Origin of the sequence: Bacillus cereus group sp. MYBK15-3 (assembly GCF_051916765.1) — a bacterium.
GTDB lineage: Bacteria > Bacillota > Bacilli > Bacillales > Bacillaceae_G > Bacillus_A > Bacillus_A cereus.
Genome location: NZ_JBQAHG010000008.1, coordinates 178,685 through 203,191, shown reverse-complemented (window position 1 = coordinate 203,191; position 24,507 = coordinate 178,685). Strand labels below are relative to the sequence as shown.

Sequence of the window (24,507 nt, the reverse complement as noted above, 5' to 3'; positions counted from 1 at the left end):
TGATGGCAGAGAGGTCACACCCGTTCCCATACCGAACACGGAAGTTAAGCTCTCTAGCGCCGATGGTAGTTGGGACCTTGTCCCTGTGAGAGTAGGACGTTGCCAGGCAATATTATTCCGCAGTAGCTCAGCGGTAGAGCTATCGGCTGTTAACCGATCGGTCGTAGGTTCGATTCCTACCTGCGGAGCCATTGGAGAGCTGTCCGAGTTGGCCGAAGGAGCACGATTGGAAATCGTGTATACGTCACAAGCGTATCAAGGGTTCGAATCCCTTGCTCTCCGCCATAGGATTTATAATATTTGGCCCGTTGGTCAAGTGGTTAAGACACCGCCCTTTCACGGCGGTAACACGGGTTCGAATCCCGTACGGGTCACCACTTTGGAGGATTAGCTCAGCTGGGAGAGCACCTGCCTTACAAGCAGGGGGTCGGCGGTTCGATCCCGTCATCCTCCACCATATAAATTTTATATGAATAGTATTATCGCGGGGTGGAGCAGCACGGTAGCTCGTCGGGCTCATAACCCGAAGGTCGCAGGTTCAAATCCTGTCCCCGCAACCAAATGGTCCCGTGGTGTAGTGGTTAACATGCCTGCCTGTCACGCAGGAGATCGCCGGTTCGACCCCGGTCGGGACCGCCATTTTAATAAGGCTCGGTAGCTCAGTCGGTAGAGCAGAGGACTGAAAATCCTCGTGTCGGCGGTTCGATTCCGTCCCGAGCCACCATTTATTTTAATAAAATACGCCGGCTTAGCTCAATTGGTAGAGCAACTGACTTGTAATCAGTAGGTTGGGGGTTCAAGTCCTCTAGCCGGCACCATGTAAGTTTCGGAGGGGTAGCGAAGTGGCTAAACGCGGCGGACTGTAAATCCGCTCCTTCGGGTTCGGCAGTTCGAATCTGCCCCCCTCCACCATTTACATAGGGGCATAGTTTAAAGGTAGAACTGAGGTCTCCAAAACCTCCAGTGTGGGTTCGATTCCTACTGCCCCTGCCAAAATATATTTACACAACATGGCGGTTGTGGCGAAGTGGTTAACGCACCGGATTGTGGCTCCGGCATTCGTGGGTTCGATTCCCATCAGTCGCCCCATTTTTATTTTAAAAATTACAAATAATCTAATGGATACTTACATATAATTAAGTAAGAATTCGATGGGCTATAGCCAAGCGGTAAGGCAACGGACTTTGACTCCGTCATGCGCTGGTTCGAATCCAGCTAGCCCAGCCATTTTTGCGGAAGTAGTTCAGTGGTAGAATACAACCTTGCCAAGGTTGGGGTCGCGGGTTCGAATCCCGTCTTCCGCTCCAATAAAACTTTATATGGCGGCATAGCCAAGTGGTAAGGCAGAGGTCTGCAAAACCTTTATCACCGGTTCAAATCCGGTTGCCGCCTTTTCTTTTGTGCCGATGTGGCGGAATTGGCAGACGCGCACGACTCAAAATCGTGTTCCTTCGGGAGTGTCGGTTCGACCCCGACCATCGGTATCATGAACGGCGTAAAAAGCTCTATACAATTAGTATAGAGCTTTTTTGTTTTCTTTTCATTACATGACAAAATAAGCAGAAAAAATATTGTATATACAATATTTCTTTCGAGTACTCTAGAGAGAATTTCTCCACCCCGGTGACATGAAGTTAAATCCGATACCACCAGTAGATATTAGTACACTATCAACGGTTAAGTTTGTAACCTCTAAAAACTTCTTTTCAAACCCTTCTCTGTTGTACTTATACATAGTTGAGTGGCACGCCCACATATGCGTTGAAGTACTTAACCAGTCCCCTAAATCTTTTAATTCAGGGAACGACTCAAATTGAATTGGTTCATCTAATTTCATGAATCTCACTTGATAGATAGTTGGGTTTAACTTTTCTTCTATCCCTTTAAGACTATGTGCTTTTTTCTCATTTGAATGTGTCATAATTCTCCCTCTCTCTTTTCTTCAAATTTTCCCCTATTTTTATTATACAACAATAGAAAGTAATTATGGGAATATTATGGAAATAGGTGTCAGCAATATAAAAAGACTCTAACAGAAATGTTAGAGTCTTTTTGTTAAATTATACTATGTGCTTCTAAAATTCGTAATAAACGTAGGAATTCATGTATAATATAACTTGTCGAAAGAACAAAATGATAGTGATTTATATTATGTCTATAATATGAATCAAAAATGAACTTTTTATATTTCTTTTAAAAATGTGTTGAACACACATTATATTTCATATTAATATTTTTATGTAGATTTAAAACGGGAAAGAGAGTGGAAAGTATGGGCCGTAAATGGAACAATATTAAAGACAAAAAAGCATCAAAAGATGCAAATACAAGCCGTATATACGCGAAATTTGGGCGTGAAATTTATGTGGCAGCAAAACAAGGCGAGCCAGATCCAGAATCAAACCAAGCGCTAAGAGTTGTATTAGAGCGTGCGAAAACATACAATGTTCCAAGAACAATTATTGATCGTGCAGTTGAAAAAGCAAAAGGCGGTTCAGAAGAAAATTATGACGAGCTTCGTTATGAAGGATTCGGACCAAATGGAGCTATGGTTATTGTAGATACACTTACAAATAACGTAAACCGTACTGCAGCAGATGTACGAGCTGCATTTAGCAAAAATAGTGGTAATATGGGTGTGAACGGTTCTGTAGCTTACATGTTTGATGCGACAGCTGTTATCGGTCTTGAAGGTAAAACATCAGATGAAGTTCTTGAAATTTTAATGGAAGCAGATGTAGATGCACGTGACATTCTAGAAGAAGAAGATTCTGTTATCGTGTATGCTGAACCAGATCAATTCCATGCAGTACAATCTGCACTTAAAGGTGCTGGCGTTGAGGAGTTTACAGTTGCAGAATTAACAATGCTTGCACAAAGTGATGTAACACTTCCTGAAGATGCTCAAGCACAATTTGAGAAAATGGTTGATGCATTAGAAGATTTGGAAGATGTTCAACAAGTTTATCACAACGTAGACTTAGGAGAGTAATACGATAGATGACCCTTTTCGCTTAGCGGATAGGGTCTTTTTTTATGAAGTTAATTAAGGTGATGAAGTATTAAAGGTATTTTGTTGTAGGTAGTGAATATGATTATAGGGATATATAAAATATTCATTATCTCTAGGAGGCTTAATATGGAACATAAGACACCAAAGCATATAGTTGCTGTAGCAGGTTATTTAACAAATGAAAAAAATGAAGTGTTATTAACAAAAGTGCACTGGCGAGCTGATACGTGGGAGTTGCCAGGAGGACAGGTAGAAGAGGGCGAAGCGCTCGATCAAGCTGTCTGTAGGGAAATAAAAGAGGAAACAGGGTTAACGGTGAAGCCTATCGGAATTACAGGGGTTTATTATAATACCTCTATGCATATTCTAGCTGTTGTTTTTAAAGTAGCATATATAAGTGGTGAAATAAAAACTCAACCTGAAGAGATACAAGAGGCTAAATTTGTTGATTTAAATGAAGAGAACATAGATGAGTATATAACGCGTCCTCATATGAAATCCAGAACGCTTGATGCAATGAGAGCAACACATTTTATTCCGTATGAAACGTGGGAAGTACAGCCGTATAATTTAATAGGAAGATTGTAAAGAAAAGAGTAGCCGATTTGAGATACATTCGAATCACTACTCTTTTTTGTATACTGTTTAAGAAAAAGGTCAAAATAATAATAGCACTAGTATTGATTTGTAGAACGTTTGTTCTGTATAATAAATCTATATGTTATATACATTTAGATTACTAGATAGTCAAAAGTATATATATTTGTAGATGATATAATTAAAGTGTAAAGTGAAAATATAATAGTCTTAAGGGTTTCTCTTTTATTGGTTATTCGTGCTTTAACATAACCTATATTCAATATTTCAGATGAATAGTAGATAAAAAAATACTGTGATACAATACTTTTTTATCCCACTATTTGCTGGGCAGTAAGCCTGATTGATGAGGGCTCATTAAAGTTTCACTTTATACCTTACAATGATGTAAGGTACGTGTAAGAGAAATCGATGGGATATTTTTTTACAACAATGTATTCTTAAAGTAAGAGTTATATGCTGTGTGGAAAAGAGGTGTTCAAGATGAAAGAACGAGTATTATCTAGGGTGAACTATCATCAAAAAGTTGCATTAAATCCAATGACTAAACTTTTTTATAAAGCCATTATATTATTATTATTGTTAAGTTGTACGTTATTATTCATTGGAAATGTAATGATTGAGAAAAGTGATATTAGTAAATTACATGTACCGGCTAAGTTAGAGGTGCCAGAATCATTAACACATGCATTTATTGCGACAGAAGATAAAAGATTTTATCATCATAACGGTTTAGATTATATAGCAATTATTAGGGCCTCAGTTGAGAATATAAAGGCTGGTGGTGTCGTACAAGGAGGAAGCACGATTACACAACAGCTATCTAAAAATGCCTTTTTAACAAATGAACGTACATTTTCTCGTAAGTGGAAAGAGATTTTTTATACGAAAAAAATTGAACGCACGTTTACGAAGGATGAAATTTTAAAATTATATGTAAGTAATATTTATTATGGAGAAGGAGCGTGGGGAATTGAAAAAGCAGCAAACCTTTACTTCGGTAAAAAGGTGAACCAATTAACGTTGGCTGAAAGTGCAATGATGGCTGCTGTAGTAAAAGCACCTGCTTATTACTCACCTGCCCAAAACTATGATAAAGCAGTAGAGAGACGAAATGTCGTTTTGAGACTAATGGAGAAAGAAGGCTATATAAGCCATGATGAGTATGTTCAAGCAGTTAGTGAGAAATTAGTAATTCGTCATGATATAAAAATAGAGCAGTCGATGTTAAATAGCGCGCGTAAAAAAGCAGTAAGTTAAGAGAAGTTCCTACAGAGGAGCTTCTTTTTTTGAATAAATTGTGACAAATTGTGACACAATATCGTCACAATTATTGTGTTTTTGTAATTTATGTGAGCGTGTTCATTGCGTGACGTATATAAGTGTTGATATTATGTGTATTGTGTACAATGCTGTATGCAGAATATGAATTTAAAGAGGAATGTATATGAAATCAAATAAACTCATGGCTCTTGGTATAGTTTTTTCTATCGCAGTATTGATTGTAATTGGAACAATTGCGTATAGCATCATAAATGACAAAAAAGATAAAGGGAATGAGATGTTTGCTTATTCGACGCAACAATCTTTAGGGAAAGATGATGCTCCAGTTAAGGTAGTTGAATTTGGAGACTTTAAATGTCCTGCTTGTCGTACTTGGGATGTAACAGTATTACCTCGATTAAAAGAAGAGTATATTGATAAAGGCAAAGTGCAGTTATATTTTATTAACTTCCCATTTATCGGAAAAGACTCGGATTTAGGTGCAGCAGCTGGTGAAGCAATTTATAAACAAGATAAAGATTCATTCTGGATTTTCTATGATGAGATTTATCAAAATCAAAGGAAAGATACGGAAGAATGGATTACAGAAGATTTGCTTCTTAGCATTGTGAAAGAGAAACTTCCAAAAGTTGATGTAGAGCAATTTAAGAAAGATTTACACAGTAAAGACATTAAAGAAAAAGTACGTAAAGATTCAGATCGTGCTCAAAAATTAAAAGTTCAAGGTGCTCCTTCTGTATATGTAAACGGAAATCTTGCAAACCCTGATTTCGATAGTATGAAGAAGGCAATTGATAAAGAATTGAAAAAGTGATGAGGTCTCTCATCACTTTTTCGACTTTTTTCGATAAAATTCTTGCCTCTACTTTTTTTACATGCTATACTACTTTACATAAGTTATTCTAATATCTTATATGTAATTCATATTTGCGGGTGTAGTTTAGTGGTAAAACAAGAGCCTTCCAAGCTCTGGTCGAGAGTTCGATTCTCTTCACCCGCTCCAAATTTTATTAAATGTTTTTCTATAAATTGTGATCAACGCAGTGTTTCGTTTCCGAGATAAACGAGGCATTGCGTTTTTTAATGTTTGAAAAACCTAATTACATGCGAAAATAGAAGTAAATAATAGTATTCCAAAAGTGAATTACTAACCAATAGAGTCGTTACATAAGGGATGGATTCATCTGAGGAGGCGATTAAGAGTGGATTTTGAACAATTAAAGCAAGATGTAATTGCGTATAGTAAAACAATTGGCATAGATAAAATAGGCTTTGCGAGTGCTTCTCCTTTTGAGGAATTAAAGCAGCGCTTAATCCAGCAACAACAATTAAATTATCAATCTGGATTTGAAGAGCCTGATATAGAGAAGAGAACGAATCCGCAACTGTTATTACCGGGTGCTAAATCAATTATTGCGATTGCTTTAGCATATCCTTCAAAATTAAAAAATGCACCATTAAGTAAGCGTGGAGAACGCCGTGGGATTTTTTGTCGTGCTTCTTGGGGACAAGATTATCATCTTGTTTTACGAGATCGTTTGCAAAAATTAGAAGCATATTTAATTGAAAAACTTCCGGATATAGAAGTGAAGTCCATGGTTGATACAGGTGAATTAAGTGATCGAGCTGTATCAGAGCGTGCAGGCATTGGATGGAGCGGTAAAAACTGCTCTATTATTACACCTGAATTTGGTTCGTACGTATACTTAGGGGAAATGATTACAAATGTTCCATTCCCGCCAGATAAGCCGATAGAAGATCAATGCGGGGGCTGTACGAAATGTATCGATATTTGTCCTACCGGTGCTTTAATACAGGGGGGACAGTTAGATTCGAAGAAGTGCATTGCGTTTTTAACACAGACGAAAGGATTCCTACCTGAAGAATATCGCGATAAAATAGGAAATCGTATATATGGATGTGATACGTGTCAGACTGTTTGCCCGAAAAACAAAGGAATGGATTTTCATAATCATCCTGAGATGGAGCCGGATCCTGAGCTAGTTAAACCATTATTAACGCCACTTTTAACAATTAGTAATCGTGATTTTAAAGAGAAATATGGGATTATGTCAGGGTCATGGAGAGGGAAAAAGCCACTGCAAAGAAATGCGATTTTAGCATTAGCACATTTTAAAGAAACATCGGCAATTCCTGATTTAATTGGTGTTATGAAAGATGACCCAAGACCAGTACTACGCGGAACGGCAGCATGGGCACTTGGGAAAATTGGCGGAGATGGAGTAGGCGAAGCGATTGAGAAAGCGATGGAACGTGAGAAAGATGAAGAAGTGCTTCATGAAATGAATCGCGGGCTTGAATTGTTAGCACAGAAAAAAGAGTAGATAATATTTCCCTTTTTCATATTGTAATATGGGAGGGAGACAGAATGGTTGTAAAAACGAAGATTGAAAAACAAGTACAACAATTTTTAGCATATATAACGGAGAAAAGAACGAATGTGGATGGTATTGCTGAGGATTTACTACAAATGGCAATGAGAAAGAAACAATTGTTTCAAAGACGTAGTGCACATATAGTGAAAGCAACTGCGGATGTTTCTTTCATTAGACAATTAAATAGTAATGACCATCAAGAAATTGATTATCAAATACATTTTAAATATTTAATTAAGCATAAAGAATTATTTTATATTGAAGAGGAACAATTAAAACGAAGAGTTTGTTTAAATAATAGTCGGATTATAGGCGATTATGCTATTGAAGTGTCAGAAGAAATTAGAATGGGTGAGACATTAGAAAGGGAAATTACGAAAGAGAAGTACGGTTCTTATCAGTATAATCGTTTAGAGGCAGTGAAATATGCAGAGCGTTGGTGGGATGACCGAAATCCTATGTATCGTAATTTCCCTGATAATTGTACGAATTTCATTTCTCAATGTCTTCATACTGGAGAAGTACCTATGAGCGGATATCCTAATATTCGTAAAGGATGGTGGCAAAGGGAGAATCAGTGGAGCTGGAGCTGGGCTGTTGCACATTCTTTTTATTGGTATTTGTCAGGTGCTACAACAGGACTTCGAGCAGAGGCGGTAGAGAGGCCAGAAGAACTTATTCTTGGAGATGTCATTGCTTATGATTTCGAGGATGACGGAAGATGGAATCATACGACGATTGTAGTAGCAAAAGATGCAGATGGTATGCCGCTTGTAAATGCACATTCAGCGAATAGCCGTCGACGTTATTGGAACTATGAAGACTCTAGTAAATATACACCACAAATGAAATATAAATTCTTTCATATTATTAATGGGTAGAGATTTTTCGCTCAAGTGGTATAATACGTAGTAGACAAAAAACAGAGGTGAATATCGCGTGGGAGTACATGTTGTTTTATATCAGCCAGAAATTCCAGCAAATACAGGGAATATTGCTCGTACTTGTGCAGCAACTGGAACAGAATTACATTTGATTAGACCGCTTGGATTTTCAACGGATGATAAAATGTTAAAGCGTGCAGGATTAGATTATTGGCAGCACGTAAAAATTACGTACTATGATTCAATTGAAGAATTTTATGAAAAAAATAAAGACGGTGAATTCTTCTATTTAACAAAGTATGGCGAGAAAGCTCATACAGCGTTTGACTATAGCAAGCGCGAGAAGGATTACTATTTTGTATTTGGAAGAGAAACAAACGGCTTACCAGCTAATGTAATCGAAGAAAACTTTGATCATTGTTTACGTATTCCAATGACAGATAAAGTACGTTCATTAAATTTATCTAATACAGCAGCAATTTTAATTTATGAAGCGTTCCGTCAACAAAATTACCCTGGATTAGATTTAGAAATCGTTTATTAAAAGTCGCCATATGGCGACTTTTTTTTATAAAATAAAAATAATATATAATCATACATTTAAAAGAGAGGACATAATCATATAGAATGGGATATATGATTAAAAATAGATAAGACGGGTTGAGATAAATATGAAGGAAGAATATAGTAATCAAAATACCTTTTTAAGTATGATAGATATGGATTTAATTAGACAAGGATTATTACATGCTATTCAAGATTTAGTATTCATATTGAAAGTTATTGATAATGAAACGTTTCAATATATGTATGTGAATAAAATAGGAATGGATTATGCTAGGTTAAGCGAAGAGTGCTATGGAAAAACCTTTGCAGAAGTATTACCAAAAGATATAGCGGGGATATTGCAAAGGCAATATGCAAAAGTAGTGAGAGAAGCGAAAGCACACACCTTTTGTGATGTAGTCAATTTACCAAAAGGTGAGATACACTATGAATCTTCACTTAATCCTGTCTGCGACGAAGAAGGAATATGTCAATTTGTTATTTGTATTACAAGAGATATTACAGCTCAAATTGAGGAGAAGACAGAGATAGAGGAAAAACAAATGTTATTTAAGTCGTTACTGGAATATAATAATGACTCAATTATATCTATAGATTCTATAGGGAGAGTTACATATGCAAATCCGGCAACGTATGAAATATTTGGATACCGGTATGAGGAATTAAATAATAAATTTATTTTTGAATTCATTAATAAAGAATATGAAAAAGATTTTCAAATTATATTTAAGGGATCGATGCAAGGAAAAGCAAAACAAATTGTTTCAAAGAAATATGTTCATAAAGAAGGGTACGAGCTATATATTTCTTTGAGAACTATCCCGATTATTGTGAACGGTGAAATTGTTGGGATTTATATTGTTACGAGAGATGTTACAAGGCAAGTATTAAACGAAATGCGAACAGAATATTTAGCTTACTATGACCAGTTAACGGGATTAATGAATAGAATTTCATGTACAAATAAGTTAAATACTTTTTTAAATGAGAGTGTAAATTTTGCACTTGTATTTATAGATTTAGATGAGTTTCATCGTATTAATGATACATTTGGTCATAAAGAGGGAGATAAAGTATTACAAAAAGTTACAGAATGTTTAAGTAATCTAAAAATAGAAGATATGCACTTATTTAGAGAACACGATGATCAATTTGTTATGTTGATAGAAAATATAACGAAAGAATATGTAGAGGAAGTTGCAAAAAGCATATTAAAAAACATTAGTGAATATTTTGTAATCGAAGAAGAAGATGTATATTTAAGCGCGTCAATTGGAATTGTAATGGCTCCAACAGATGGAGAAGATGAAAAAATACTATTTCAGAGAGTCGATGCTGCTTTAGAAAAAGCAAAAGAAAAAGGAAAAGGACATTATCATTTTTATTGTAGTGGATTAGACTGTGAGCGTGAACAAAGGTTTATAATAGAAAACCAGTTACATCGTGCTATAGAAAAAAATGAATTTTTCTTATATTATCAGCCACAAATTAATATTGAAACGAAAAAAATAGCTAGTATGGAAGCTTTAATAAGGTGGGAGAATAAGGAATTAGGATTTGTTTCTCCAAACCAATTTATCCCGTTGGCAGAAAGAACAGGATTTATTATTAAGCTGGATGAATGGGTAGTAAATCAAGTGTGTCAGCAATTGCGCGAATGGTTAAATAAAGGGTATGATGTGGTCCCAATTGCAGTTAATATTTCAGCTAGACACTTTCGTTCTATTACATTAATAGAGATGATTACACGGGCTTTAAATAAGTACAATGTACCAACTCATTTATTAGCGATAGAGGTTACAGAAGGAGCTCTTATACATAAAGATATATCGAAGAGAGTGTTACTACAATTAAAAGAGCAAAATTTAAAGATTCATTTAGATGATTTTGGAACAGGCTATTCATCTTTAAGTTATTTAAAAACATATCCAATTGATACTTTAAAAATTGATCGTTCTTTTATGGAAGGTATACATATAGATGAACGTGATACGAATATTACAGCTGCAATTATTCATTTAGCTCATACTTTAGAATTGAATGTAATTGCAGAAGGAGTAGAAAAAAAGGAGCAAATACAGTTTTTGAAAGAAAAGAATGTGAAGCTTGTACAAGGTTATTATTATAGCCGACCACTATCCAAATATGATATGGAAAATATGTATTATAAATAAAAAATGATGTGCTAAAAGCACATCATTTTTTATGTGTACCTGGTTTGTCATTGTAACCGGATGTAAAAATAGCTGTAAGAAATGTGAGTGATACACCTAAAATTAATAATAATTTCATACTAATATCCTCCTTACTTTTTTCGGTTCATGAGTTTTATTTATTATCCAAAATGTATGTAAGGTTCTTAGAAGAAAAGAATTTATTTATAATGAATAGCAGTGTAAAAACGTTAATACCTATATTATACAGAATTTTCTTTGAATTTTGGAGAGAATTTTAGTGTGCTATTATATATTTCGTTTTGATTTAAAGAATGTTTAAGGACATCCTAGCATACCTTTTATAATAATCCGATTGAACAAGGAGATGGGGGAGGAGCTATAATGGATATTCTAAAAAAGATTGAACAGCATCGAGCAGCAGAAGAGCGTTTACAATGGGAAGGTACGTTTGCGGAGTATTTGGAGCTTGTGAAAGAAAGACCATGGGTGGCTCAAACAGCACACTCTCGCATTTACAATATGATAAAAGATGCTGGAATTGAAGAAGTCGATGGTAGAAGAAAGTATAACTTCTTTAGTAATCAGCTCTTTGGATTAGAGGATGCTCTAGAACGTCTTGTAGAGGAATATTTTCATCCATCTGCAAAACGATTAGATGTTAGAAAAAGAATTTTATTATTAATGGGTCCTGTTAGTGGAGGGAAATCAACGTTAGTTACAATGTTGAAACGAGGATTAGAAACATATTCAAGAACAGATCGCGGAGCAATTTTTGCAATTAAAGGATGCCCAATGCACGAGGATCCACTGCATTTAATTCCACATCATTTACGAGATGATTTCTTTGATGAGTATGGGGTTAGAATTGAAGGGAATTTATCACCACTAAATGTCATGCGTTTAGAGCAAGAATACGGATCAAGAATTGAGGATGTAGTTGTAGAGCGTATTTTCTTCTCTGAAGATCGCCGTACAGGGATTGGTACATTTAGCCCGTCTGATCCAAAATCACAAGATATTGCAGATTTAACAGGTAGTCTGGATTTTTCTACGATTGCAGAATATGGTTCAGAATCAGATCCGCGTGCGTATCGATTTGATGGAGAATTAAATAAGGCAAACCGAGGAATGATGGAGTTCCAAGAGATGTTAAAATGCGATGAGAAGTTTTTATGGCACTTATTATCACTTACGCAAGAAGGGAATTTCAAAGCGGGAAGATTTGCGCTTATTTCAGCAGATGAATTAATTGTAGCGCATACGAATGAAACAGAGTATCGCTCATTTATAGCAAATAAGAAAAATGAGGCATTGCACTCAAGAATTATTGTAATGCCAGTTCCTTATAATTTACGAGTAAGTGAAGAAGAACATATTTATGAAAAAATGATTCGTGAAAGTGATGTATCGAATGTTCACATTGCACCACACACACTTCGCGTTGCAGCAATGTTCACCATTTTAACTCGTTTAAAAGATCCGAAGCGTCCGGATATTGATTTAATTAAAAAGATGCGTTTGTATGATGGAGAAACGGTAGAAGGTTATAATGCGATTGATGTAGAAGAATTACAACGCGAATATCAAGATGAAGGTATGAAGGGTATTGATCCTCGTTATGTCATTAACCGAATTTCGTCTACAATCATTCGAAAAGAGGTACCATCTATTAACGCGTTAGATGTACTTAGATCTTTAAAAGATGGGCTAGATCAGCATCCATCCATTAGTAATGAAGACCGTGAACGTTACATGAACTTCATCTCATTAGCGAGAAAAGAATACGATGAAATCGCGAAGAAAGAAGTACAAAAAGCGTTTGTTTATTCATATGAAGAATCAGCTAAGACGCTTATGGATAATTACTTAGATAACGTCGAGGCGTACTGCAATAAATCGAAATTACGTGATCCGTTAACAGGAGAAGAAATGAGTCCAGATGAAAAATTAATGCGCTCAATTGAAGAGCAAATTGGAATTTCAGAAAATGCTAAGAAAGCGTTCCGTGAAGAGATTTTAATTCGCATTTCTGCTTATGCCCGTAAAGGAAAACGCTTTGATTATAATTCACATGAACGTCTTCGTGAAGCGATTCAGAAAAAACTATTTGCTGATTTAAAAGATATAGTGAAAATTACAACGTCAACGAAAACGCCGGACGAAAATCAGCTTAAGAAAATCAATGATGTTGTTGCGCGTTTAATTGATGAGCATGGCTATAATTCTTCTTCAGCAAATGAATTACTACGCTATGTAGGTAGCTTGTTAAACAGATAGTTTGATAACAAAACGCTGTCTCTTGTATTTTGCGGGACAGCGTTTTATTATCCGTTCATATGTGTATAAAGTGTCATACCTTGTCCAAATGTAATAAATTAAGATGCAATTTTATGAATTTATTGTCAATTATTTTTACAATATGCATATGATAGAGTAACCAACCATTCATACGAAAAAAGCCAACACAATACAATATGTTGCAAAGTAAAAATATGTGCAACAATGCATTGTGTTTCTTTCTTATCAGTGGCTGAATATTTCTTTCTATTATGTGAGTGGCAAAATTTTGTTTAGGATGCTCGGGGTATTGTATGAAAAACGTTATAAATGTTTATGGGATGATTTTCTGTGGGCAGTTACCTTTCAAACATTCTAGCTTGCACATTACAGAACAAAATTTATAGATTGCTGTTCATACAGGAAGACAATTACAGTAAGGAGGGAAAGGAATGGGCGAAGAAAATCAACCAAATTATACGATTTCACAGGAAAACTGGTCCCTCCATCGCAAAGGATATGACGACCAACAGCGCCATCAAGAAAAAGTACAAGAGGCAATTAAGAATAATTTACCCGATCTTGTAACAGAAGAAAGTATAGTTATGTCTAATGGCAAGGATGTTGTAAAAATACCAATTCGTTCTCTAGATGAATATAAGATTAGATACAATTATGATAAAAATAAACATGTTGGGCAAGGAAACGGTGACAGCAAAGTTGGTGATGTCGTTGCGAGAGATGGATCAGGTGGTCAAAAACAAAAAGGGCCAGGAAAAGGGCAAGGAGCAGGAGATGCAGCTGGGGAAGATTACTATGAAGCTGAAGTCTCTATTTTAGAATTAGAGCAAGCGTTTTTCAGAGAGTTAGAACTGCCTAATTTAAAGAGAAAAGAAATGGATGAAAACCGGATTGAACATGTTGAATTTAATGACATTAGAAAAACAGGATTATGGGGAAATATCGATAAGAAAAGAACAATGATATCCGCATATAAACGAAATGCAATGAGTGGTAAAGCATCTTTTCATCCAATTCACCAAGAAGACTTAAAGTTCCGCACTTGGAATGAAGTATTAAAGCCAGATTCAAAAGCTGTTGTATTAGCGATGATGGATACGAGTGGATCGATGGGAATATGGGAGAAATATATGGCACGTAGCTTCTTTTTCTGGATGACAAGATTTTTACGCACAAAGTATGAAACAGTAGATATTGAATTTATTGCCCATCATACGGAGGCAAAAGTAGTTCCAGAGGAAGAGTTTTTCTCAAAAGGAGAAAGTGGCGGAACGATTTGTTCTTCTGTATACAAAAAAGCACTCGAACTTATCGATAATAAATATTCACCAGACCGCTATAATATTTATCCATTCCATTTTTCAGATGGTGATAATTTAACATCAGATAATGCTAGATGTGTAAAACTTGTTGAAGAGCTAATGAAGAAGTGTAATATGTTTGGGTATGGGGAAGTGAATCAGTACAACCGCCATAGTACACTCATGTCAGCCTATAAAAATATTAAAGATGAAAACTTTAGATACTATATTTTAAAGCAAAAAGCAGACGTATTTCATGCGATGAAAAGCTTTTTTAGAGAAGAATCAGGTGAGAAAATGGCATAACCTCTTTTAAAGAGGTTCTTTTTTTGTAAACTTTTTATTTTCCTAGTTGACAATGATAATGAAAATCATTATCATTTATTCGAGAAATGATTACATTTCGAATTATATATTTCGGAGGAGATGTAAAGTTGAAACAAAATAAAAGAAAACGTATAAATGCAATGATTATAGCGGCAGCGTTATCACTTCCGTTTGCTGTTTATTCAACACCTGCTTTAGCGGCAGTAGCAATTGAGGCGAATAAAACTGGACAAGGTTTAGAAGATGGTACATATGAAGCTGTTATTAAAGCGTATAAAGATAAAACGAATGAAGAGTCTATGGCAGCTGTTTATATAAAGGATCCGAAATTAACAATTGAGAATGGAAAGAAAATTGTAACAGCAACATTAAGTGATAGTGATTTCTTTCAATACTTGAAAACAGAGGATATTCATACTCCAGGTGTGTTTCATGATGTGAAAGTAATATCAGAAGATAAAAAGAAAAATGGAACGAAAGTGATTCAGTTTGAAGTAGGGGAATTAGGAAAAAGGTATAATATGCGAATGCATATTTATATTCCAACAATGACCTATGATAATAAGTACCAAGTACAGTTTGAAGTAAATACATTGAATTTAGAGAACAATGTTCCAGAAAAACAAAAGGAAAATAAAGAGGATAAAGTGGATCAACAAGATGGAATTGGAAATGTAATAGTAGATAAGCAACTACAAAGGCATATTAATAAATATAATTTGAATAGAGAAAATCTAGATACCCCAATAACTAAGGAAGATTTATTAAAAGTTAAATCTTTAATAGTCGTTGAAGCTAAAAATAAAGGAATACAAGACGTAAGCGGTCTAGAATATATGACGAACTTAGAAAACTTAACTTTGGAAGAAGTTAAGTTAAAAAATATAAAATTTATCTCGAAATTGAGACAATTAAAATCATTAAGTATAACCTATGGTGAACTTGAAGATATTGGACCTTTGGCTGAGTTAGAGCATATTGAGTTTTTAACTTTGAGAAACAATAAAATCTCAGATTTAAGCCCATTAAGCCAAATGAAGAAGATTAAAATGCTAGATTTAAATAGTAATTATATAAAAGATATTAAACCATTATTTACAGTGAAATCTTTAAAGACTTTGACTGTGGCAAATAATCAAATTAGTAATGATAACCTTGCTGGAATTGAGCAATTGAAAAATGTAAAAAACTTATCTTTAAGTAACAATGGACTTACGAATATTGAACATATTACATCAATGAAAAAATTAGTAGAGTTAGATCTTGCTAAAAATGAATTAGAAAACATCGAACCTTTATCAAGATTATCTACTGTACAATCACTTAATTTAGAAGAAAACTATATTTCAGATATAACGCCACTTAGTCACTTAACAGACTTATATGATTTAAAGCTAGGTTCAAATGAAATTCGTGATGTTAGACCTGTTCAAGAGCTAGGAAAAAGAATATATATCGATATTCAAAGACAAAAAATCTTTTTAGATAATGTAGAAAAAGATAAGGAAGTTAAAATACCTATTTATAATTTACAAGGAGAGCCACTTGATACTATTCAATTGAAGAGTGAAGATGGGATAGTTAATAATGGTTCTGTTAAATGGGGGACTACTGGTGAAAAAACATACGAATTTACGTTGGATATAAAGCCAGAAGAGAACCGTATTAAGTTTAATGGAACAGTAATTCAAAATGTTGTTGAAAGATTAGACGAAATCAAGGAAACAATAAAAGAGGATAATGAACAAAAGGAAAATGTAATTCTCGATAAAACTTTACAACAACATATTAATAAAGAGAATTTAGGTAGAGAGAATTTAAACGCTCCTATTACAAAAGAAGATTTATTACAGATTAAAAAATTAGAGATACTTAAAGAAAATGGAAATGAGATAAAAAATATAACAGGTTTAGAGTATATGACGAACTTAGAAAAACTCACTTTAGAAGGAGTAGGCCTGAAAAATATTGAGTTCATCTCAAACTTGAAACAATTGAATAATGTGAATGTATCTCATAATCAAATTGAAGATATAACACCACTATCTTCATTGGAAAATTTACAGTGGTTAAATCTTACGGATAATCGTATTAAAGATGTAACGGTTCTTGGATCAATGCTAGACTTACTTAGTTTAAAATTAGCTGAAAATGAGATTCGTGATGTAAGGCCATTAATACAATTAGGTCAGTGGATAACAATTGATGTTAGAAGGCAAAAGGTCATTTTGGATGATGTAGAAATAAATAAAGAAGTGAAAATTTCTGTATATGATTTAGAGGGAGAGCCAATTGAAAAAATTACACTAAAGAGTGAAGGTGGAACGCTTACTGATGAGGGAATCATTTGGCGTACTTTAGGAGAAAAAATATATGAATTTGATTTAGATGCAGATCATTATGAGACTGGCATATTATATAGTGGCATTGTAATGCAGAATATAGTAGAAAAATTAATACCAAAAGAAGAAGTGAAAGAACCGATAAAAGAAGTTGAAGAAACAAAAGAAGAAGTGAAAGAGCCGGTAAAAGAAGTTGAAGAAATAAAAGAAGAAGTGAAGGAACCGGTAAAAGAAGTTGAAGAAACAAAAGAAGAAGTGAAAGAACCAGTAAAAGAAGTTGAAGAAGTGAAAGAAGAAGTGAAAGAACCAGTAAAAGAAGTTGAAGAATCGAAAGAAGAAGAAAAAGAGCCGGTAAAAGAAGTTGAAGAAACAAAAGAAGAAGTGAAAGAGCCGGTAAAAGAAGTTGAAGGAACAAAAGAAGTTGAAGAAGCGAAAGAACCAAAGAAAGAAGTAAAAGAATCAGCAACAGGATTGGATCAAGAGCCAAAAGGGAATAATCAAGTTGTTGAAAACGAGGGAAGAAAAGCAGACGCTTTAAATAAACAACATACTAATAAGCCAGAGGAAGGTAAGAAATTTTTACCATCAACAGGCGGTGAAGTTAGCACTTCGACTTTACTTTCTGGCATAACACTTGTTCTTTCCGCACTAAGTATGTTCGTATTTAGAAAGAGATTATTTAAGAAATAAATAACGTTTAATCTTATTATTATATATAATTAATTTTTGCTTTTTTGAGAAGACATTATCATGGCGGTTTTATTAGAAACATGCATATGATGATGTCTTTTTTTACTAGAGAAGGATATTACTAGTGATTGTCTAAGTGTATTAGAAAAGGAGGGGAAGTTATGCATATTAATTCTATTTCAAAGATCGAAGAAGCTGCAGAATTTATTTCGATGATGAATAAAGATATTACGCAGCATGTTGGTTATTGCGGGGAAAATCATGAAGAAATATTGGACGCTATTCTTCATGGTTTTTCTGATATAGGGTGGGAGAAGTCTTTTGTCGTTTCTTATAATGATAATAATGAAATTGTAGGTGTATTAGGATTTGATATAGATGAGATAAGCGAAAGTGCGGAGATTTGGGGGCCTTTTATTATAGCTTCGAATTGGGGAGAGATTGCTTTAAGTATGTGGAAGAAACTTATCGAGAAAATTCCACTTCATATTCAAAAGTTTCATGGATTTTATCACGTGAAAAATAGTAATGGTATCGACTTTATGAAATATTTACAAGCTAAAAAACAAGAGAAACATAGCGTTTTAATTTTAAAGAAAACTAATGTGGAGCAATGTACAATAAATCAAGTAGAGGAAGCATCTCAACAAGTATTTGAGCAGTTTATTGTTTTACATAATAATATTTTTTCCTAATACATATTATGAAGGAAATGAAATCATTGAACGTTTAAGTGATACGAATAAATTATTTGTAAGTATGAAGAATGGTAAGTTAGAAGGTTATGTATATGTTGAAGTAAATCCGGAGTTTCATGAAGCGAATATTGAATTTATTGCAACCGCTGAAAATAGTAGAAGAAAAGGTGTCGGAGAGCGGATATTGCAAGGGGCAATTCAGTATATTTTCTCTTTCCAAGGGATGAGAGAGATAGTACTATGTTTGAATACGAATAATGATCGTGCGATGAAATTGTACAAGAAAGTAGGTTTTGAGGAAAAAGCATGTTTACAGCACTATATAATAGAGTGAAAAACCCATTCATATGAATGGGTTTTATTACGGATTTAGAAGTGATTTGAGGCGCCAATCGTTACATAACCTTTTTTATTTTTTTCGGCACTTCTTTCGTTTGCAAATTAACATCTTCTTTTCGTAGCTCTTTAAAGAGTGAAGTAACCATAAGAATGACTACAATAGAAAATGGTAGCGCAGCAATTATAGCTGCAATTTGTAGTGCATTTAATCCTCCAGCTTGTAATAAAATAGCGGCAATTATCGCGATTGTTAATCCCCATATAAGTTTTAAACTATTTTTCGGTGATAAACTTCCGTTACTCGTTTGCATGGAAACAACAAATGTTGCTGAATCGGCAGAAGTAACGAAAAATGTGGCTACTAAAATTAACCCGATAATCGTTAAAAATGTAGAGAATGGTAGATGTGAAATAACAGCAAATAATCCAATCTCTGTACCATTTTTTGCAATTTCATCAGCTATTCCAAGCGATTGGAACATTTCCATATGGATTGCGGTACCACCAAATACTGCAAACCAAAATGTACAGATAAGAGTCGGGACTAATACAACTCCAAAAATAAATTCTTTTATTGTGCGCCCTTTAGAAATACGAGCGATGAATGTACCGACGAATGGAGACCAAGAAATCCACCATCCCCAATAGAAAATAGTCCAGTTTTCAATCCAAGAAGAAGATTTTTCATTAAATGCTCCTAAATTTAATCCCATACTAGGCAAAGCTCCAATATAAGAACCGAGTGTAGATGTGAAATATTTCATAATAAATACGGTTGGCCCTAAAAATAAAAAGGAGACGAGTAAAATACCTGCAAGAGAGAAATTTAAGTTACTCAAATATTTAATCCCACGATCTAAGCCAGTTTGTGCACTCGTTAAATATAAAACGGCGAAGATGGCGATAAGTACGAGCTGTGTAAGTAAAGTGTTATGAATAGAAGGGAATAAATAGCTTAATCCTCCAGCAATTTGTTGAGCACCAATCCCAACAGATGGTACAATGCCAAATACTGTGGCTAAAACAGCTAAAATATCGACTGTTTTTCCGATACGAGAATTTTTCGATCGATTAAATAATGGAGTAACTGTAGCCCCGATAGTGCTACCTTTTTGTTTGCGGAATGTGAAATATGCAATTGTTAAAGCGACCATTGCGTATAGTGACCATGGAAAGAGACCCCAGTGGAAAAATGAATATTGCATAGCGAGTTTGGCACTTTCCTCTGTCCCCGCTTTTCCTGTTAATGGATCTGTAAAATGTGAAATCGGTTCAGCGATTCCATAAAAGAGGAGTCCAATCCCCATTCCTGCTCCAAACAACATGGATAGCCAAGATGGATAATTATATTTTGGCTTTTCTCCATCTTTACCAAGACGAATAGAACCGTACTTAGAAAATGCTAAATAAGCAGCCAAAATAATCATTGTAGTCATAAGTAGAGAGTAAAACCACCCAAATTTATTGAGGATAAATGAGTTTAAAGAAGATGTAACACTTTGTAAATCGTAGCCTTGTATCCAACTTGCTGGGGTAATTCCCCATATAATGAATAATGTTGTTAGCAAGAAGGAGATATAAAATACACTGTTTTCTTTTTTTATCATAGAATCCCACCCTTATTTAATAAAGTTAACAATTATAATAATCATAACAATTAAGTTTTTAATTGTCAAAAAATTCCCTTTTTATAATGTGAAAGAATGCAATTTGTTTTAGGGAGGTAAAGAGCAATGTGTTCACGATATGTACAAATTATAGGAAGAAATAATATGAAATATTGCATTTTATATTGTTACATCCAGATTTTATGTTAAATTCTTGAATGGAATATTAAAATAGGGGGCAAGGATATGAACAAGAAATCAAAGATCAATAAAGTGATGCTTAGCATTAGTACAATGGCTTTATCGTTAGGCGCACTTCAAACTCATGCAGCAGCGGAAGAAAAAGTACCGTATAACGTGTTGAAAACGAAACCGGTTGGAATTGAAAAGTCGGTAGATGAAGTTGGACATATTTCAAAAGTTGATGAAACTTTATCATTTCAAGAACGTTTAAAAGTAGGAGATTTTTCACAGCGACCAGCATCTATTACGAAGAAAACTGCAGTAAAGCAAGTTAAAGAAAGCTATTCAATGGCTGATTTAAACAAAATGAATGATCAAGAATTAGTTGAAACGTTAGGCAGTATTAAGTGGCACCAAATTACAGACTTATTCCAGTTTAACGAAGATGCAAAGGCTTTTTATAAAGATAAAGGAAAAATGCAAGTCATTATAGATGAATTAGCTCATAGAGGTAGTACATTTACGAAAGATGATTCAAAAGGAATTCAAACGTTTACTGAAGTGCTGCGTTCAGCTTTTTATCTTGCATTTTATAATAGTGAATTAAGCGACTTAAATGAAAGAAGCTTCCAGGACAAATGTTTACCTGCTTTAAAAGCAATCGCAAAAAATCCGAATTTTAAGCTTGGTACAGTTGAACAAGATACAGTCGTATCTGCATACGGTAAATTAATTAGTAATGCTTCAAGTGATGTTGAAACGGTTCAATACGCATCGAATATTTTAAAGCAATACAATGATAATTATACTACTTATGTAAATGATCGAATGAAGGGACAAGCAATATACGATATTATGCAAGGTATTGACTATGATATACAGTCGTACTTAACTGTGGCTCGTAAAGAAGCGAATGAAACGATGTGGTATGGAAAAGTAGATGGGTTTATTAATGAAATAAATCGTATTGCTCTTCTAAATGAAGTAACGCCAGAAAATAAATGGCTCGTTAATAATGGCATTTATTTTGCTAGCCGTTTAGGGAAGTTTCATAGTAATCCAAATAAAGGATTAGAGGTTGTTACACAAGCAATGCATATGTACCCGCGCTTAAGTGAACCGTATTTTGTTGCGGTAGAACAAATTACAACAAATTATAATGGTAAAGATTATAGCGGGAATACAGTAGATTTAGAGAAAATACGTAAAGAAGGAAAAGAGCAATACTTACCAAAAACGTATACATTCGACGATGGATCAATTGTGTTCAAAACAGGAGATAAAGTATCAGAAGAAAAAATTAAGAGACTATATTGGGCTGCGAAGGAAGTAAAGGCACAGTATCACCGTGTAATTGGAAATGACAAAGCGTTAGAGCCAGGAAATGCGGATGATGTATTAACGATCGTAATTTATAATAGTCCAGATGAATATCAGTTAAATAGACAATTGTATGGATATGAAACAAACAACGGTGGAATTTATATTGAAGAGACAGGTACATTCTTTACATATGAGCGTACACCAGAGCAAAGTATTTATAGTTTAGAAGAGTTATTCCGTCATGAATTTACTCATTATCTGCAAGGGAGATATGAAGTTCCTGGTTTATTTGGAAGAGGAGATATGTATCAAAATGAAAGGCTAACTTGGTTCCAAGAAGGAAATGCAGAGTTTTTCGCAGGATCTACTCGTACGAATAACGTTGTACCAAGAAAGAGTATAATTAGCGGATTATCATCTGATCCTGCAAGCCGTTATACAGCAGAGCGTACACTATTTGCTAAATACGGTTCTTGGGATTTCTATAATTACTCGTTCGCATTGCAATCTTATTTATATACACATCAATTTGAAACGTTTGATAAAATTCAAGATTTAATTCGAGCGAATGACGTGAAAAATTATGATGCTTATCGTGAGAATTTAAGTAAAGACTTAAAACTAAATAAAGAGTATCAAGAGTATATGCAGCAGCTAATCGATAATCAAGATAAATATAATGTACCGGAAGTAGCAGATGATTATTTAGCTGAACATGCAACGAAGTCGTTAGCAGCGGTGAAGAAAGAAATTAGTGATACGTTGCCTATGAAAGATACAAAAATGACAAAACATAATTCTCAATTCTTTAATACATTTACATTAGAAGGTACGTATACAGGTAGTGTCACAAAAGGTGAATCAGAAGATTGGAAAGCAATGAGTAAAAGAGTAAATGAATCTTTAGAACAATTGGCGCAAAAAGAATGGAGTGGCTACAAAACTGTTACAGCATACTTCGTCAATTATCGTGTGAATAGCTCAAATCAATTTGAATATGATGTAGTTTTCCACGGTATCGCAAAAGATGACGGAGAAAATAAAGCTCCAACGGTTAATATAAATGGCCCTTATAGCGGTCTTGTAAAAGAGGGAATTCAATTTAAAAGTGATGGCTCAAACGATGAAGATGGAAAAATTGTTTCTTATTTATGGGAATTTGGAGATGGAAGCACAAGTGCAGAAGTGAATCCAGTACATGTATATGAAAGAGAAGGTTCTTATAAAGTATCGTTAAGAGTAAAAGATGATAAAGGCAAAGAGAGCAGAAGCGAAGCAACTGTTACGATTAAAGATGGAAGTTTAACCGAATCAGAACCAAATAATCGTCCAGAAGAAGCAAATCGTATCGGGCTAAATAGTACGATAAAAGGCAGTCTTATTGGCGGGGACCACACTGATGTTTATACATTTAATGTAGCATCAGCGAAAGATATCGACATTTCTGTTTTAAATGAGTATGGAATTGGGATGACATGGGTACTTCACCATGAATCAGATATGCAAAATTATGCAGCTTACGGTCAAGCCAATGGGAATCATATAGAAGCGAAATTTAATGCAAAACCAGGCAAGTATTACTTGTATGTATATAAATATGATAATGGCGATGGAACGTACTCATTATCAGTAAAGTGAACTTTAATCAGTGGGAGTCTTACTGCCCGTTAACGCGGAGGAAAATAAGTGCTTTTCCAATGTATGTTTAACTTTACTTTTTGTGGAAAATAGTATATTATATAGATATATAATATATCGGTTATTTTCTAGGAGGAGCCTGTCACAATAGGTTTCTCCTGTTCTTTTTTAGAGGCCTGTCTTACAGGTTTTTCTTTAAAAGATAAATAACTGAAAATTAAGAACTATAATCTTTGAAAGAGGTGGGGCATACACATAACAAAAAAGGGATTGTTTAAGAGAGGGGGATAAGAAATGGTTTTGTTTGGTTATCCACTTGAAACAATTTATTTATACGGATTTATTATTGCTACTATACTCACTGTGATTTATATCTTTTTTGGAGATATATTTGAATCCATATTTAGTTTTGGAGGCGGATCGGTATCCGTTGTTACTTTATTACTTAGTTTTTTCGCCATGTTATGTGGGCTTAGTTATATAGGAGAATATTTATTTTCCTTTAATAGCATTCTTATTTTCGGGGCTGCATGTGCTATATCCTTTATTGGTGTATTCATAATGAAAATACTAATTTTAAAGCCGATTGCAGAAGCAGAACAAAATACTGTGCAACGTATGGATGAGTTCATAGGTTGCAAAGGGGAAGTCATTACAACAATTCCTACAGAAGGATTTGGAGAAGTACTAATATCCTCTCAATTTGGAAGTAATGCAATTCCAGCTAAAACAATTGGGAAAAAAGATATTTCACAAGGAACTGAAGTTATTATCGAGGGAGTCCAAGATGGTGTTTTACTTGTACAAAACATCGCTTATTCTTTAAAAAAACCAAAATTATAA

Annotated in this window: 15 protein-coding genes, 16 tRNA genes, 1 rRNA gene and 1 pseudogene; 31 read left to right on the top strand and 2 right to left on the bottom strand. The window is 34.4% G+C overall.

What is annotated here, in order from left to right:
• The 16 genes from rrf to ACTFR8_RS26570 form a co-directional block, all read left to right on the top strand.
• Positions 1 to 108, top strand: a 5S ribosomal RNA gene (gene rrf / locus ACTFR8_RS26645); the annotation flags it as partial.
• 8 nt (positions 109 to 116) lie between these two features.
• Positions 117 to 191: transfer RNA gene (locus ACTFR8_RS26640), tRNA-Asn, on the top strand.
• A 2-nt stretch (positions 192 to 193) separates the two neighbouring features.
• Positions 194 to 285: transfer RNA gene (locus tag ACTFR8_RS26635), tRNA-Ser, on the top strand.
• Positions 286 to 302: 17 nt separating this feature from the next.
• Positions 303 to 377 (top strand) — tRNA-Glu (locus tag ACTFR8_RS26630).
• Positions 378 to 381: 4 nt separating this feature from the next.
• Positions 382 to 457 (top strand) — tRNA-Val (locus tag ACTFR8_RS26625).
• Positions 458 to 483: 26 nt separating this feature from the next.
• Positions 484 to 560: transfer RNA gene (locus ACTFR8_RS26620), tRNA-Met, on the top strand.
• Positions 561 to 563: 3 nt separating this feature from the next.
• A tRNA-Asp gene (locus ACTFR8_RS26615) sits at positions 564 to 639 on the top strand.
• 9 nt (positions 640 to 648) lie between these two features.
• Positions 649 to 724, top strand: a tRNA-Phe gene (locus tag ACTFR8_RS26610).
• Positions 725 to 742: 18 nt separating this feature from the next.
• Positions 743 to 818: transfer RNA gene (locus tag ACTFR8_RS26605), tRNA-Thr, on the top strand.
• Between the two features lie 10 nt (positions 819 to 828).
• Positions 829 to 912: transfer RNA gene (locus ACTFR8_RS26600), tRNA-Tyr, on the top strand.
• Between the two features lie 7 nt (positions 913 to 919).
• A tRNA-Trp gene (locus tag ACTFR8_RS26595) sits at positions 920 to 993 on the top strand.
• A gap of 20 nt (positions 994 to 1,013) precedes the next feature.
• Positions 1,014 to 1,089 (top strand) — tRNA-His (locus tag ACTFR8_RS26590).
• Between the two features lie 63 nt (positions 1,090 to 1,152).
• Positions 1,153 to 1,227, top strand: a tRNA-Gln gene (locus tag ACTFR8_RS26585).
• A 5-nt stretch (positions 1,228 to 1,232) separates the two neighbouring features.
• A tRNA-Gly gene (locus tag ACTFR8_RS26580) sits at positions 1,233 to 1,307 on the top strand.
• 14 nt (positions 1,308 to 1,321) lie between these two features.
• Positions 1,322 to 1,392, top strand: a tRNA-Cys gene (locus ACTFR8_RS26575).
• A 10-nt stretch (positions 1,393 to 1,402) separates the two neighbouring features.
• Positions 1,403 to 1,484: transfer RNA gene (locus ACTFR8_RS26570), tRNA-Leu, on the top strand.
• Between the two features lie 116 nt (positions 1,485 to 1,600).
• Here the strand turns inward: ACTFR8_RS26570 and ACTFR8_RS26565 are convergent.
• On the bottom strand, positions 1,601 to 1,921 hold the full coding sequence (locus ACTFR8_RS26565) for a DUF3884 family protein (RefSeq protein WP_000149817.1): 321 nt from the start codon (positions 1,919 to 1,921) through the stop codon (positions 1,601 to 1,603).
• A gap of 351 nt (positions 1,922 to 2,272) precedes the next feature.
• On the opposite strand from ACTFR8_RS26565, the gene ACTFR8_RS26560 reads away from it, so the two are divergent.
• The 13 genes and pseudogenes from ACTFR8_RS26560 (at position 2,273) to ACTFR8_RS26500 (ending at position 18,908) form a co-directional block, all read left to right on the top strand.
• On the top strand, positions 2,273 to 2,992 hold the full coding sequence (locus ACTFR8_RS26560; RefSeq protein ID WP_000532952.1) for a YebC/PmpR family DNA-binding transcriptional regulator: 720 nt from the start codon (positions 2,273 to 2,275) through the stop codon (positions 2,990 to 2,992).
• A gap of 147 nt (positions 2,993 to 3,139) precedes the next feature.
• Complete coding sequence (locus tag ACTFR8_RS26555; protein ID WP_000400456.1) at positions 3,140 to 3,601, top strand: NUDIX hydrolase; 462 nt, start codon at positions 3,140 to 3,142, stop codon at positions 3,599 to 3,601.
• 492 nt (positions 3,602 to 4,093) lie between these two features.
• A complete protein-coding gene (locus tag ACTFR8_RS26550; protein WP_000664715.1) occupies positions 4,094 to 4,870 on the top strand; it encodes a transglycosylase domain-containing protein in 777 nt (258 codons plus the stop codon).
• Between the two features lie 187 nt (positions 4,871 to 5,057).
• Positions 5,058 to 5,708 carry a DsbA family protein gene (locus ACTFR8_RS26545; RefSeq protein ID WP_000841310.1) on the top strand — a complete coding sequence of 217 codons (651 nt, stop codon included), beginning with the start codon at positions 5,058 to 5,060 and terminating at the stop codon, positions 5,706 to 5,708.
• Between the two features lie 115 nt (positions 5,709 to 5,823).
• A tRNA-Gly gene (locus ACTFR8_RS26540) sits at positions 5,824 to 5,897 on the top strand.
• Between the two features lie 199 nt (positions 5,898 to 6,096).
• A complete protein-coding gene (gene queG, locus ACTFR8_RS26535; RefSeq protein ID WP_000345216.1) occupies positions 6,097 to 7,239 on the top strand; it encodes a tRNA epoxyqueuosine(34) reductase QueG in 1,143 nt (380 codons plus the stop codon).
• 44 nt (positions 7,240 to 7,283) lie between these two features.
• The gene (locus ACTFR8_RS26530; RefSeq protein WP_130067579.1) at positions 7,284 to 8,171 is read left to right on the top strand and encodes an amidase domain-containing protein; all 888 of its coding nucleotides are present in this window, start codon (positions 7,284 to 7,286) and stop codon (positions 8,169 to 8,171) included.
• Positions 8,172 to 8,229: 58 nt separating this feature from the next.
• Complete coding sequence (trmL, locus tag ACTFR8_RS26525; protein ID WP_000538147.1) at positions 8,230 to 8,718, top strand: tRNA (uridine(34)/cytosine(34)/5-carboxymethylaminomethyluridine(34)-2'-O)-methyltransferase TrmL; 489 nt, start codon at positions 8,230 to 8,232, stop codon at positions 8,716 to 8,718.
• 127 nt (positions 8,719 to 8,845) lie between these two features.
• On the top strand, positions 8,846 to 10,915 hold the full coding sequence (locus tag ACTFR8_RS26520) for a sensor domain-containing protein (protein WP_000657169.1): 2,070 nt from the start codon (positions 8,846 to 8,848) through the stop codon (positions 10,913 to 10,915).
• Between the two features lie 384 nt (positions 10,916 to 11,299).
• A complete protein-coding gene (locus tag ACTFR8_RS26515; protein ID WP_000353273.1) occupies positions 11,300 to 13,195 on the top strand; it encodes a PrkA family serine protein kinase in 1,896 nt (631 codons plus the stop codon).
• A gap of 452 nt (positions 13,196 to 13,647) precedes the next feature.
• Positions 13,648 to 14,823 carry a sporulation protein YhbH gene (gene yhbH, locus ACTFR8_RS26510; protein WP_000503518.1) on the top strand — a complete coding sequence of 392 codons (1,176 nt, stop codon included), beginning with the start codon at positions 13,648 to 13,650 and terminating at the stop codon, positions 14,821 to 14,823.
• A gap of 128 nt (positions 14,824 to 14,951) precedes the next feature.
• Positions 14,952 to 17,876: an NEAT domain-containing protein gene (locus tag ACTFR8_RS26505; protein WP_440028723.1), complete on the top strand. Its 2,925-nt coding sequence runs from the start codon at positions 14,952 to 14,954 to the stop codon at positions 17,874 to 17,876.
• A gap of 161 nt (positions 17,877 to 18,037) precedes the next feature.
• Positions 18,038 to 18,908, top strand: a pseudogene (locus ACTFR8_RS26500) (GNAT family N-acetyltransferase).
• Between the two features lie 61 nt (positions 18,909 to 18,969).
• Here the strand turns inward: ACTFR8_RS26500 and opuD are convergent.
• Positions 18,970 to 20,520, bottom strand: a complete 1,551-nt coding sequence (gene opuD, locus ACTFR8_RS26495; protein WP_252209778.1) for a glycine betaine transporter OpuD — start codon at positions 20,518 to 20,520, stop codon at positions 18,970 to 18,972.
• 246 nt (positions 20,521 to 20,766) lie between these two features.
• Between opuD and colA the strand changes: the two genes are divergently transcribed.
• Complete coding sequence (colA, locus tag ACTFR8_RS26490; RefSeq protein WP_200462067.1) at positions 20,767 to 23,664, top strand: collagenase ColA; 2,898 nt, start codon at positions 20,767 to 20,769, stop codon at positions 23,662 to 23,664.
• A gap of 294 nt (positions 23,665 to 23,958) precedes the next feature.
• Positions 23,959 to 24,507, top strand: a complete 549-nt coding sequence (locus ACTFR8_RS26485; protein WP_000242438.1) for an NfeD family protein — start codon at positions 23,959 to 23,961, stop codon at positions 24,505 to 24,507.

Bases quoted from the DNA above. Each gene is read 5' to 3' on its own strand.
- opuD (WP_252209778.1), bottom strand. From the start codon at position 20,520: ATGATAAAAAAAGAAAACAGTGTATTTTATATCTCCTTCTTGCTAACA.
- ACTFR8_RS26545 (WP_000841310.1), top strand. From the start codon at position 5,058: ATGAAATCAAATAAACTCATGGCTCTTGGTATAGTTTTTTCTATCGCA.
- ACTFR8_RS26520 (WP_000657169.1), top strand. From the start codon at position 8,846: ATGAAGGAAGAATATAGTAATCAAAATACCTTTTTAAGTATGATAGAT.
- ACTFR8_RS26530 (WP_130067579.1), top strand. From the start codon at position 7,284: ATGGTTGTAAAAACGAAGATTGAAAAACAAGTACAACAATTTTTAGCA.
- yhbH (WP_000503518.1), top strand. From the start codon at position 13,648: ATGGGCGAAGAAAATCAACCAAATTATACGATTTCACAGGAAAACTGG.
- ACTFR8_RS26560 (WP_000532952.1), top strand. From the start codon at position 2,273: ATGGGCCGTAAATGGAACAATATTAAAGACAAAAAAGCATCAAAAGAT.
- ACTFR8_RS26550 (WP_000664715.1), top strand. From the start codon at position 4,094: ATGAAAGAACGAGTATTATCTAGGGTGAACTATCATCAAAAAGTTGCA.
- colA (WP_200462067.1), top strand. From the start codon at position 20,767: ATGAACAAGAAATCAAAGATCAATAAAGTGATGCTTAGCATTAGTACA.
- ACTFR8_RS26515 (WP_000353273.1), top strand. From the start codon at position 11,300: ATGGATATTCTAAAAAAGATTGAACAGCATCGAGCAGCAGAAGAGCGT.
- ACTFR8_RS26565 (WP_000149817.1), bottom strand. From the start codon at position 1,921: ATGACACATTCAAATGAGAAAAAAGCACATAGTCTTAAAGGGATAGAA.
- ACTFR8_RS26485 (WP_000242438.1), top strand. From the start codon at position 23,959: ATGGTTTTGTTTGGTTATCCACTTGAAACAATTTATTTATACGGATTT.
- ACTFR8_RS26555 (WP_000400456.1), top strand. From the start codon at position 3,140: ATGGAACATAAGACACCAAAGCATATAGTTGCTGTAGCAGGTTATTTA.